Origin of the sequence: Ruegeria sp. HKCCD7559, from assembly GCF_013110575.1 — a bacterium.
In the GTDB taxonomy this organism is placed as follows: domain Bacteria; phylum Pseudomonadota; class Alphaproteobacteria; order Rhodobacterales; family Rhodobacteraceae; genus Ruegeria.
On sequence record NZ_WVQU01000001.1, the window covers coordinates 202584 to 215008 of the forward strand.

11 protein-coding genes are annotated in these 12425 nt (G+C 60.0%); 5 read left to right on the plus strand and 6 right to left on the minus strand.

The features are described 5' to 3' along the window. Positions 1-1272 (minus strand): imelysin family protein, encoded by a 1272-nt coding sequence (locus GS605_RS01010; RefSeq protein ID WP_171722805.1) that lies wholly within the window; start codon positions 1270-1272, stop codon positions 1-3. A gap of 249 nt (positions 1273-1521) precedes the next feature. On the opposite strand from GS605_RS01010, the gene GS605_RS01015 reads away from it, so the two are divergent. Next, complete coding sequence (locus GS605_RS01015; RefSeq protein WP_171722806.1) at positions 1522-2079, plus strand: DUF2796 domain-containing protein; 558 nt, start codon at positions 1522-1524, stop codon at positions 2077-2079. A gap of 472 nt (positions 2080-2551) precedes the next feature. Here GS605_RS01015 and GS605_RS01020 read toward each other — a convergent pair whose 3' ends face one another. Beyond that, positions 2552-3502 carry a GlxA family transcriptional regulator gene (locus GS605_RS01020; protein ID WP_171722807.1) on the minus strand — a complete coding sequence of 317 codons (951 nt, stop codon included), beginning with the start codon at positions 3500-3502 and terminating at the stop codon, positions 2552-2554. A 167-nt stretch (positions 3503-3669) separates the two neighbouring features. On the opposite strand from GS605_RS01020, the gene GS605_RS01025 reads away from it, so the two are divergent. From GS605_RS01025 to GS605_RS01040, 4 genes are read left to right on the plus strand one after another with little or no spacing between them, the layout of a single operon-like run. Next, on the plus strand, positions 3670-4380 hold the full coding sequence (locus tag GS605_RS01025) for a GntR family transcriptional regulator (RefSeq protein WP_171722808.1): 711 nt from the start codon (positions 3670-3672) through the stop codon (positions 4378-4380). A gap of 7 nt (positions 4381-4387) precedes the next feature. Beyond that, complete coding sequence (locus GS605_RS01030) at positions 4388-5305, plus strand: dihydrodipicolinate synthase family protein (protein WP_171722809.1); 918 nt, start codon at positions 4388-4390, stop codon at positions 5303-5305. 5 nt (positions 5306-5310) lie between these two features. Then, positions 5311-6807, plus strand: a complete 1497-nt coding sequence (locus tag GS605_RS01035) for an aldehyde dehydrogenase (RefSeq protein WP_171722810.1) — start codon at positions 5311-5313, stop codon at positions 6805-6807. Further along, a complete protein-coding gene (locus GS605_RS01040) occupies positions 6804-8144 on the plus strand; it encodes an FAD-binding oxidoreductase (protein ID WP_171722811.1) in 1341 nt (446 codons plus the stop codon). The genes GS605_RS01035 and GS605_RS01040 overlap by 4 nt, the downstream gene beginning before the upstream one ends. Before the next feature lie 10 nt (positions 8145-8154). On the opposite strand, the gene GS605_RS01045 is transcribed toward GS605_RS01040, so the two are convergent. The 4 genes from GS605_RS01045 to GS605_RS01060 form a co-directional block, all read right to left on the minus strand. Continuing rightward, a complete protein-coding gene (locus GS605_RS01045; protein ID WP_171722812.1) occupies positions 8155-8889 on the minus strand; it encodes an SDR family NAD(P)-dependent oxidoreductase in 735 nt (244 codons plus the stop codon). Further along, positions 8886-9617: an SDR family NAD(P)-dependent oxidoreductase gene (locus GS605_RS01050; protein ID WP_171722813.1), complete on the minus strand. Its 732-nt coding sequence runs from the start codon at positions 9615-9617 to the stop codon at positions 8886-8888. The genes GS605_RS01045 and GS605_RS01050 overlap by 4 nt, the downstream gene beginning before the upstream one ends. Before the next feature lie 15 nt (positions 9618-9632). Then, positions 9633-10736: a mandelate racemase/muconate lactonizing enzyme family protein gene (locus tag GS605_RS01055; RefSeq protein ID WP_171722814.1), complete on the minus strand. Its 1104-nt coding sequence runs from the start codon at positions 10734-10736 to the stop codon at positions 9633-9635. A gap of 72 nt (positions 10737-10808) precedes the next feature. Then, positions 10809-12356 (minus strand): trimethylamine methyltransferase family protein, encoded by a 1548-nt coding sequence (locus GS605_RS01060; protein WP_171722815.1) that lies wholly within the window; start codon positions 12354-12356, stop codon positions 10809-10811. Positions 12357-12425: the final 69 nt, after the last annotated feature.

Genomic DNA, 12425 nt, shown 5'->3' on the forward strand with positions numbered 1-12425 from the left:
TTAATGGAAGACGGCGTCCGGGTTATCCAGGCTGTCTGACCCTTCAAACGCAACCCCGTCCAGCTCCAGCGCGGTTACGATGCGCTCGATCGTTTTGGTCTGATCGATCAGGCCGTTGACGCCGCCCATGATCAGGGCCTCACCGCCTTCGTTACCGCGCTCAAGCATCTGGTCATAGGCAAATCCCGCCTCGGCCGTTGTCTTGATCTTGCCCAGGGCCTGCATGGTGGCGGCCAGTTTCGCTTTCATCTCGGTATCCAGCGCCGGATCGGTGGCGATGACCAGATCGGCCAGAGATGCGCCCGAAACCGGGGTGCCATCAATGCGGGTATAGCTGCCCAGATAGACGTTCTGGATGCCCAACCCGTCATAGTAATGGCTGTTGTGGGTGTTGTCCGAAAAGCAGTCATGTTCTTCTTCGGGATCGTTCAGCATCAGGCCAAGGCGCATCCGTTCGCCGGCTTGCTCGCCATACGAGAGAGAACCCATGCCGGTCAGGATCGCGCTGATGCCTGCTGCTTCGTTCTCCACAAGGGCTGCGCGCGCCGCTCCGCCGTCTTTCCACTGATCCGCCATCCAGGCCAGATCGCTGACCAGCAGTTCGGTCGCAGCGCTCAGATATTGCGCGCGACGGTCGCAATGGCCGCCGGTACAGTCCTCGCCCTGCGCATAATCGGTCGCTGGGCGGTTGCCGGCACCGGCGCCATGGCCGTTCATGTCCTGACCCCACAGAAGGAACTCGATGGCGTGATAGCCGGTTGCCACATTCGCCTCGATACCATCGGCTTCGTGCAAGGTGTCGCTCAGCAGTTCGGGGGTGATTTCGCTGGCATCAATGGTCTCGCCCGACAGTTGGAAACTGGGGTTGGCGATGACGTTCAGCACGGCAAATTCGTTTTCGTCCGTCGCGCCGCCGTAGGCCGCGTCGACATAGTCGATCAGCCCTTCGTCCAAGGGCCAGGCGTTCACCTTGCCTTCCCAGTCATCAACGATGGCATTGCCGAAGCGATAGACTTCCGTCTGCTGATAGGGGACACGCGCAGCAACCCAGGCCGCGCGCGCCGCGTTCAACGTTGCGTCCGAGGGATCGGCGATCAGCGCGTTGACCGCATCCTGCAATTTCCTGGCTGAAATCAGGCTGTCCTCAAATTTGGCTTCCGCAATATTGGCATAGGTGTTCAGTACATCTGCCTTGCTGGGGGCATCACCCGAGATCGCGGCGGTTGCCATGCAAAATGTCAGGGCGCTGGCAGTGGTGAATAACTTGGTCATAGGAGTTCGATGCTTTCCTGTCAGAACTGTCGGATCGCGCGGGGATGCCCCGCGGGTTTTGCGAAGAAATAACTGAGTGATTTAGTCGGCAATGTCAACCTGAGTTTTATTGTCGGATATAGGTGGTGATGGTTGAATCCCACGCTCCTCCCCAAATCTGGCGAGCTCCGATCCGAGGGTTAACGTTGCGTGGCAGGTGATTCGCGGTAAAATCACTGTTGTGATTCTGTTAAAGGCGGTTTTTGGTTAATGAAGTGCTCTGTTCTGGCGTTGTCTCTTTTTCCGGCAGCTCTTGCCGCTCAGGCGACGCAGATCACGCCCACCCATCAACATGGGTCCGGTCACTTGGAAATCGTGTTTACGGACACGGAATTTACGCTGTCGCTCAGGGTTCCAAGCATTGACATCATTGGGTTCGAGACCCCGGTGGCAAGTGATGACGAGCGTACGCGTGTCGCCATCGCGATTTCCGAACTGTCCAAACCACTGGATCTGTTTGTCGTCCCGCCCGACGCCGTGTGTTTTACCGCATCTGCAAACGTGATCCTGACGCATGATATTCCGGGGCAGCAGGACAACGCGGGCGAGGGGGGCACGTCATTCGCAACGGGCGAACATTCGGAATTTCAGGCTGACTACGTTGTTCAATGTCAGGACATGGATGCGCTGACCACGATGGAATTTGCGTATTTCCAGCGGTTCAACGGGACAGAGAAGCTGAACGTTCGCGTCGGATCAGGCGCGGCGACCAGCGCCCATGAAATCACGCGCGCCGCGCCCAGGCTGGATATGACGCAAATCCGTTAGAAATGGCGCTTGAGCGCCTGTTGGGCGGTTTCAGGCACGCAGCCGAATCTGTCGAGCCAAGATTGCCCCGTCCATCCGTGGGGTGCCGGGCAGAAAACGAACACCTCAGATCGAAGCAGATTGCTCCCCGGTGCGATCTTTAAATGCAGCAAGGACGAAACCTGTAATTTATATTTTTCACAAGTGGTTATGGCCTTTGAGGTTGCCGGACTTCGCTGAATCAAAAGTCTCCAATTGAGGCAAAGATTAACGAATAAGGGCACAAGAATCGCATGTATGACAAGTTCTCGCAAAACTTATGCCAATATCCAAATCTATTGGTACATCATCCTGCCGATCTGTTGACTAGTCCGGTTTTAATGAGGGGGTATCTCGGCAGGGTTAGGGGGATGCCCGTTCAGGCCCGTCATGGGCCGAAAAAGCGCGGCATCCCCTGCCGTTTCGATTGCGGCAAACCCACTACCACACAATGTCAGTCGATCTTGTTGCGTTGCGCGTGCGGGGTGACGCCAAAGCTTGATCGGTAGACGCGCGAAAAATGGCCCGGGTTTTCAAAGCCACAGGCCACGGCAACCTCGGTGACGGATGCTTCGGTCTGAAGCAACAATTTCTGGGCGCGCTCCAGCCGCATTTCCATGAAGTATTTCTTGGGCGACGTGTTGAGGTATTTTCCAAACAGCCGCTCAAGCTGTCGGGTTGAAATGCCAAGCTCTTCTGCAATGAACGAGGGGGAAACCGGGGTTTCGATACTGTCCTGCATGATGGTGATCGCCTTGGCGAGGTGCGCATTGCGCATTCCGTTGCGTGATTGCAGGGAAACCCGTTGTTTAGCTGTGGCATTGCGTACCGCGTTATAGACCATCTGATCCGCCACATCGATGGCCAGTTCTTCACCGTGATCGCGTTCGATCAGGTGCAGCATCAGATCCGCCGTTGCCGTTCCGCCAGATGCGGTAATGTGCTTTTCATCGGCCACGAACACGCTGCGTACCAGGTTGACCTCGGGAAAGGCCTCCATGAACGCGTCGTGATATTCCCAGTGGATTGCCGCTTGCATTCCGTCGAGAAAGCCAGCCTCGGCCAGCACCCATGCCCCCGAGCACAGGGCGCCGATTTTCGTGCCGCGCGCGCGTTCGCGGCGCAGGGTTGCAAGCAGGGGGCGGGTGACGTGGTCACGCATGTGAATGCCCGACAAGACAAACAGCTGATCACATTTGGCCAGACCCTGAAGGCCGGAATGCACCAGCGTGATGGATCCGTTCGAGCACACGGCCTGCTCGCCATGTTCTGATAGAAAGGACCAGCGGTACAGTTCATCGCCGCTCACAAGATTGGCGATCCGCAAGGGTTCGACTGCGCATGAAAACGCAAGGTGCGAGAACTCCTCGACAAGGACGAAAGTGATGTGCCGCGTCTGAGGCATGAGCAGTACCGTTTGCAAGCTGGGACAAAGCCCAGAACATGAGTCTATTTCGCAGGCCATATGCTGCACGAATTATTATTGTATACAAGTTGTATTTTTATGGAATACAAAACTGTGACCGCACGCGATTCGACCGCGTTCGCCGAACAGAAGGATGAGGCCAAAGCATGAAAGACGAAGCCAAGTCTCGCAAAAGCGCGCTGAAAGAGCACCTGAAAGTGTCCATCCTCACGCTGCGCCTGCGCCCGGGCGCCGATCTGGACGAGGCGCACTTGTCCGAGGAATTCGGCTTGTCGCGCACGCCGCTGCGCGAGGTGTTTCGACAATTGGCTGGCGAAGGCTATCTGGATCTGCGGGCAAACCGCAGCGCCCGGGTTTCGGAAATGTCCTACACCACACTGCGCGACTTCTTCCTTGCCGCGCCCATGGTATACGGAGCGATCCTGCGTTTGGCGGCTTTGAATGCGTCGAACGCCCAGATCAATGATTTGAAAGAGGCCCAGCAGGCGTTCAAGGCGGCCCTTCGGTCCGGGTCCGGCGAGGACCGAGCCTTGGCCAACAACCGCTTTCATGACGTGACCGGCGAAATGTCCGGAAATGTCTACCTGCTGCCGTCGTTCAACCGGCTGTTGATCGATCACGCCCGGATCGGCATGACGTTTTATCGGCCTCAGACGGCTGAGATGTCCGAGAACCTGTCTCAAGCAAGCCGCCAGCACGACGCCATCATCGCCGCCATCGAGGCGCGTGACGAGGCGGCTGCTGCGCAGCTGGCCGAAGATCACTGGAACCTGTCACGCGATCAGATCGAGATGTTCGTGATGCCTGACGCGCTGGATGTCCCGATGGGAATCCCGCCCCTTTCGAAACCTGCATGAGGACGGAATGAACCCGATTTTCAAGTTTGAGGGGATTTATACCCCTGTGGTCACGCCCTATCACGACGATGGCAGCGTGAATTGGGACACGCTGTCCGACGTGATCGAATACCTGGTCGAAAACGGCGTGCATGGCCTGATCTCGGGGGGGTCGACCGGAGAGAACTATGCCCAGACCGTCCACGAACGTGTCGAACTGGCCCGGTTCACGCATGAGCAGTTGAAGGGCCGGTTGCCATTGGTGGTTGGCACAGGCGCGATGCTGACGCCGGATTCGATTGCCCTTGCCGCTGGCGCGCGCGAAATCGGCGCCGATGCGATCCTGCTGGCCAGCCCGCCGTATTCGGTGCCGACAGATCGGGAAAACGCGCTGAATGCGCTGGCCATCGACAAGGCCGCGGACCTGCCGGTGATGCTGTACAACTACCCGCACCGCACCGGCACGATGATGGGTGAGGAATTCCTCGACCGCGTTGGCCGCAGTCGCAACTTCTGCGGCATCAAGGAAAGCTCGGGCGATATCAACCGGGTGCATTTGCTGGCCCGCGACTATCCGCATATCCAGCTTGGCTGCGGCATGGATGATCAGGCGCTCGAATTCTTTGCCTGGGGTGCGCCGTTCTGGGTGTGCGGCGGGTCCAACTTCCTGCCTGCCGAACACGTGGCTCTGTATCAGGCCTGCGTGGTCGAAGGGAATTTCAACAAAGGCCGCCGGATCATGTCTGCGATGATGCCGCTGATGCGGGTGCTGGAACAGGGTGGCAAGTTCATCCAGACCATCAAGCATGGCGTCACCATGAACGGGATCGATGCGGGCGCTATGCGGCCTCCGTTGAAGGGATTGAACAAGGACGACAAACGCGCGCTGGAACAGGTCACGCGCGTGCTGAAAAAGACAATCGCCGACATCGTGGCGGAAGGGTAAGAGACATGGATCTGCTGACACAGGACGAATACAAATCCATCGCCGCAGGCCTGAACCTGCCGACCGGGGCGTTCATCGACGGCGCATTCCGCCCGGCGATCTCGGGTGAGACGTTTGCAACCGTAAACCCGGCCACCGGCGACAAGCTTGCCAATATCGCATCCTGCGGTGCGGCGGATGTGGATTTTGCAGTCGAAAAAGCGCGTGAGGCATTCGACGATGGCCGCTGGTCGAAACTGCACCCGTCCGAGCGCAAGGACGTGCTGATCCGGTTGGCCAAGCTGATAACCCGCAATGCCCGCGAACTGGCGGTGATGGAAAGCATCGACAGCGGCAAGACCATCTTTGATTGCGAAACCGTGGACGTGCCCGAGACGATCCACTGTCTGAAATGGCACGCCGAGGCGATTGACAAGATCTATGATCAGGTCAGCCCTGCCAGTGACGATCATATCGCCATGGTGGTGCGCGAAGCGATTGGCGTTGTCGGTCTGGTGTTGCCGTGGAACTTCCCGCTGCTGATGCTGGCGTGGAAGATCGGGCCTGCCTTGGCGGCGGGATGTTCAGTGGTTGTGAAACCCGCGGCTGAAACCACACTGACCGCGCTGCGTATGGCCGAACTGGCGATGGAGGCTGGCCTTCCCCGCGGCGTTCTGAACATCGTACCGGGTGGCGGTGTCGACGTGGGCGAACCCATCGGGCGGCACATGGATATCGACATGGTTTCCTTCACCGGCTCGACGGTGACGGGCAAGCGGTTCCTGACCTATTCGGCGGAAAGCAACGCCAAGGAAGTGGTGCTTGAGATGGGCGGCAAGAACCCTGCCATCGTCATGGACGACGCCGAAAACCTAGACCGGGTGGCGGCGCATGTGGTGAACGGTGCGTTCTGGAACATGGGCGAGAACTGCTCTGCCTCGTCGCGCCTGATCGTGCACAAAGACGTGAAAGCCGAACTGCTGGACCGCATCGCGCATCACGCCAAACAGTGGAACATCGGCGACCCGCTGGATCCTGAAACCCGCATGGGCGCGCTGGTCAGCGAAGGGCATTACAACAAGGTCTGCGGATATCTCGATCAGGTTGAAAACGTGGTGATCGGCGGCAAGGCCGATAAAGGCTTCGTCGAGGCGACCGTCGTCGAAGTGCCGGGCAATGACGCCGTGCTTGCCCGAGAGGAGATCTTCGGCCCGGTCCTGTCGGTGATCGAAGTGTCGGGCTTTGACGAGGCCATCAAGATCGCCAATGACACCGACTATGGCTTGTGTGCCTCGATCTTTACCGCCAACGCCAAACGGGCCATTCGTGGTGCGCGGGCGATCCGGGCGGGCACCGTGACCGTCAACAGCTTTGGCGAAGGCGACATCACCACGCCGTTTGGCGGCTACAAGCAATCGGGCTTTGGCGGGCGCGACAACTCGATCCATGCGCATGATCAGTACACCCAGCTGAAAACCATCTGGATCGATCTTGCAGACGACGCCGGCGAGGCTATGGATTGACACGATACGAGGCAAAAAGACTGCCGCGGCAGACCGGTCCGGCGGGATGGAATGCCATCCTGCCGCCCCAGGACCCTCTACCAGAGCTCGAACAGGACCTGGCCGCCGACATCACCATTGTCGGCGGAGGGTTTGCCGGGCTGACGGCGGCGCGGCGATTGCACCAACTGGACCCTTCGCTGAAGATCGCCCTGCTGGAAGCGGGCCGATTCGCCGATGGTTCGGCGGGGCGGAACTCGGGGTTCATGATCGACCTGCCGCATGATCTGGCCTCGGACAATTACGCAGGCGATGGGCTGGAAGCGGATCGCGTCGCCATTGCCCTGAACCGCAAGGCCATCGCCTTCGCGACCGAGGTCGCCGCCGATTGCGACCTGCCGCAGGAAATGTTCGACCCTTGCGGAAAATACAATGCAGCCGCCACACGGGCAGGAGACGCCCATAACCGCGCCTTCGCCGAGCATCTGACCAAACTGGGTGAGCCGCACACGCTGTATGACCAAAAGCAGATGCAAGAGATCACGGGCAGCCCGCATTATGTTTCGGGGCTGTTTGCGCCGGGGACGGTGATGATCCAGCCCGCAGCCTATGTACGGGCGTTGTCGGGTCAATTGGCTGACCAAATCAACGTATTCGAGAACGCGCCAGTCACCAGCTTTGAAAAGCGGGGCGCAGGTTGGGTGGTCAACACCGCCAGGGCCAAAGTCAGCACCGGGCGGATCGTTCTGGCCAACAATGGCCATCTGGAAAGCTTCGGATTCTACCAACGGCAATTGATGCATATCTGCCTCTACGCCTCGATCACGGCCCCGCTGACCGAGGCGCAGATCAAGACACTGGGCGGGCAACCGCGCTGGTCGGTGACCCCGGCGGATCCGATGGGCACCTCGGTCCGGCGCATTTCGGGCAGCTATGGGGATCGCATCCTGATCCGCACCGGATCCAGTTTTCACCCGACGATAGAAACCACCCGGATGCGGTTGCGCAATGCCGGCTGGGTGCATGACCGGAAGTTCCGTGAACGCTTTCCGCATCTGCCCGATGTACGGATGGAGCATCGCTGGGCCGGGATGCTGTGCCTCAGCCGCAACGGATCCGCAGCGTTCGGCGAAGTGGCGGATGGCGTGTTCTCGGCCTGCTGCCAGAACGGCCTGGGCATCGCCCGAGGCACCCTGCAAGGCATGGGCATCGCGGAACTGGCGCTGCAAGGCGGATCAGAGATCGCGGATCACTTTCTGGCGCAGCCGGATCTTCCGCGATTGCCGCCCGAGCCATTCGCCTCGCTTGGGGCGAACAGCTATCTGATCTGGAAAGAATGGCGGTCCGGCAAGGAATGACGCGTGGGCATCAGGGCAAGCTCAGCTTGGCCATACGCCCACCATCTATCGTAAAGACCTGCCCGGTGATGAAACCCGCATCCCCGGACGCCAGAAACGCGACGAGCGCGGCAACTTCTTCAGACCGCCCTGTTCGGGCCACCGGGTGGATCTTGGCGATGTCGCGACGGAATGCGGGCGGGTCGGGCATGGATTCGATGAAATCCTCGTTCAACTCGGTATCGATCCAACCGGGCGCGACGGCGTTGCAGCGGATACCTTCGCCCCCGTGATCCACGGCAACGGCGCGGGTCAGGCCGTGCAACCCTGCCTTTGATGCGCAATAGGCAGCGTGACCAGGATTGCTGCCTAAGCCTTCGATGGATCCGGTGTTGACGATGGCGCCCTTGGTCTGGCGCAGATGCGGCAGCGCGGCCTTGATCATCAGGAACGGGGCGGTCAGGTTCACCGTCAGGTTGCGGTGCCAGTCCTCAAGGCTTATTCCTTCGACCGAGGCTTCCTGCATCATGCCGGCGTTGTTGACCAACACGTCCAGACGCCCGGCTTTCGCGATCACTTCGTTGACCACCTGTGCCGGGCTGTCGGGAAGGGTGAAATCTGCAGCAATGCCTTGGAATTCGGTGTCCTGACCACGTTGGGCGGTGAAGACCAGTGCGCCTTCGTCGTGCAAACGCCGGGCAATGGCCTTGCCGATGCCGCTGCGCCCGCCGGTGACCAGTGCCACCTTTCCATCGAACCGCCTCATGATACCGGTTTCCCTCCATTCACCTCAACCAGCGTGCCGCAAACATAACGCGACGCGTCCGAGACCAGGAACATGACAACATCAGCAATGTCCTCGGGCTCGGCGATCCGGCCCAGCGGCACGGTCCGGCCCAGTTCGGCCACGGCTGTATCGGGGTCAAAGCCCCGCGTTTCAAAGCCTGATCGCAGCATCGGGGTATTCACCTCATTCGGGCAAACGGCGTTGATGCGGATACCCTGATGGGCGTGATCCATGCCCATGCACTGGGTCAGGGACGCGATGGCCGCCTTGGTCATGCAATAGACCGCATGATTGGGGCCGGGGCGCAGCCCCCAGCAGGACGCGGTGTTGACGATGGCCCCGCCGCCAGCGTCCGCCATGATCGGAATTGCCGCACGACAAATGCGGAACGGGGCTTCGACATTGACACCCAATGACAGAGACCAATCCGCATCAGACGTATCCGTGACCGACCCGCGCGTGATGACGCCCGCATTGTTGATCACGATGTCAAGCCCGCCCAATGCGGACGCGGCTGCGCCGGGCAGCTGGTCTGCATATTCGGGAACAAGCAGATCACCGGGCAGATGTGCCTCGGCCTCGATGGCATCGACAGCCCGGTCGGCGACTGCGACCCGCGCCCCGGTATTGCGCAGGCGTTGAACGATTGACGCCCCGATGCCGCCAGCCGCGCCAGTGACCAGAGCCGATTTTCCTTTCAGGTTCATATTGTCATCCATTTCTTAGAATGATGCGACAGGTGTGCCGAGCAGGCTTTCATCAGGAACCACGCCCAGCCCCGGCCCGGTTGGCAGCGCGATATGCCCGGCGTCGACCCGGATGCCGTTTTCGGGATCGTAGTTGCCTTCGATATATGGCGCAGCCAGCCAGACGCCTTCCAGCAGGTCGGGCCGAACGGTTGCACCGATATGGGTGCATGCAGCGGCGATGATGTCCCCGCCCCAGCTGTCATCGCAGGTATGGGGCAGGTTGCGCGCCTCGCAGATATCACGGAAGGCGCGCATCGGGTGCAAGCCGCCGATGCGGGTGACCTTCATGCCGAACCCGTCGACCAGACCGGTGCCCGCCGCCGAGACCACGGTGTTCAGGCTGGTGCTGTTTTCATCCATATAGATGCCATGCGTGACCTGAGGCCGGATCTTCCTGAGATCTTCGATTGTGTTGCAGGGCTGTTCCATGATGAAGGGGATTTCGGGGCATTCGCGGCTGACCCGCAGGGCGTCTCGTGTGGTCCAGCCCCGGTTGCCGTCGACAGCCAGACGCATACCCGATCCCTTGACCACGTCCCAAACCTTTCGAATGGTTTCGATGTCGATCTCGACCGGGCGGCCTCCGACCTTGATTTGCAGACGCGGGTAGCCTTCGGCCATTTTCTCGGCAGCCAGTTTCGCGATGTCGTCGGGTGCACCGACGCCCGTGGCATAATAGGACGGCACCTTTTCCGAGACCGCTCCGCCCAGCAAATCGGAAACCGGAACACCCAAGTGTTTGCCAAGCAGGTCGTGCGCCGCAATGTCGATGGCGGCCTTGGCATAACCATGACCGTTCAACAGCCCATCCATCCGGCGATGCAAGGCCAGAGGCAGGACCTCTGTTCCGATCAGGCCCGGGGCCATTTCGACCAGAGCGGCGCGCGCCCCGGCGGCGTGCGCCTCGGCATAGGTCGGGCCAACCGGGCAGGTCTCGCCCCAGCCGGTCAGACCGTTGTCCGACACGATTTTGACCAGCGTGGTATCCAGCGCCCAGACCTGAGCGTTGGCCATTGTATAGGGCCCGTTTTTGACCGGCAGGTCGTGGCTGTAGATATGCAGTTCGGCGATCTTCATCTTGGTTTACGTGTCTTGAGTGGAAAAAAGGACCCACCCGGATGACGGGTGGGCAAGTACGGGGAGTGCGGATCAGTATGTTTGGTTCAACTCGTCCGCCGCCGGGATTTCCCTTTCGCGACGCGCGATATAGTCCACAAGGGCCTCGTTCTTGGCCTCGTCCAGCTTTGGTTCTTCATATTCGGCCAATAGTTTCCGCGCATGTTTCAGGGCGCGTTCGGTGATTTCCACCTCCCCCTCGGCCACCCATTGCTCGATCGAGTTGTTGTCGAACAGTTCCGGCATGAAGAACGCGGTCTGAAAGTTGTCCTGCGTGTGCGAATGACCCAGATAATGCCCGCCGGGCCCCACATCGGGAACCGCTGCCAGGGCCTGATCGAAATCGTGCCACATTGGGCCTTCCGCCATCCGGTAAGCCATCGCGCATTGTTCGGCGTCGACGATAAACTTGGCGACCGAACAGTGCATGCCCGCCTCGTTCCAGCCTGCCGAATGCCAGATATAATTGGCCCCGGCGTGAATGACCGCACTGAGCGTCGTGGCGGATTCGTACCCGGCCTGTGCATCAAAGGTCTTGGCCCCACCCAGAGTGTTCGAAGTGCGCCACGGTACGTCGTAGAAGCGCGCCATCTGGCCGATCATGAAGTTCATCAGGCTGATTTCGGGCGTGCCGGCCATCGGCGCGCCGGATTTCATCGAAACGGTCGACAGGTAATGCCCCCAGATCGCCGGGCAGCCCTTGCGGATCACCTGCGTATAGGCCAGCGCCGAAAGCGCCTCGGCGGTCAGCTGCGCCACGGTCGCGGGCACCGATGCCGGGGTGTTCGCGCCACCCAGAACAAAGGGCGAGCACAGAACCGGCTGATTGCGGCGGCAGAAGGCCCGCATCGCACCCAGCATGGTTTCGTCCCACACCAGTGGGCTGTTGCCGTTGCAGTTGCCGGTGGTGACCGGATGATCGTCAATGAACCCTTCGCCGAACAGGATATCGCACATATCCATCACATCCTCGGCATTCCTGGGCGAGGTGGTCATGCCCATGAAGGTCTTGTCCGAGTACTTCATCGACGAATAGGTGATGCGCAGGTGCCGCTGGCTGATCGGGTGGTCGTAGGGCTCGACAATGTGATGGGCCGAGCTGTGCAGCGCCGGCATCATGTGCGACAGCTTGTGGAACATCGCCAGATCATCCAGCGTCGGGTTCCGGCGCACGTCATCCAGATCGCGCAGGAAAGGGGCCCCGGTCATTGGCACGAAGATCGCGTGCTTGCCACCCAGTGCAAGGTTCTTTTGCGGATCGCGCGCGTGATAGGTGAACTGCGCCGGAATGGTCGAGATCAGCTCGCGCACCATATTTCGGTCCAGATAGACCAGTTCGCCGTCAACCTTGGCCCCGGCTTTTTTCCAGTCTTCCAGCGCGATGGGGTCGCGGAACTGAACGCCGACATTTTCCAGAATGTCCATCGCCGCATTGTCGATGCGCTCAACCTGGGTTGCGTCCATGACTTCGCACAGCGGGATGCCTCGGGTCAGGCCCGGCAGCATGTCGAAATTTGGAGCGGTGCGTTGGGCTCGGCGGGCAGAACGTCCGCCGGAACGCGTGACAGTGCGAGTGGTCAAGGGGCAATCCTCCAATTTTGAAACAAACTGACGGATTCGCGGCGCAACCACCTCTCTGATTGCGATATG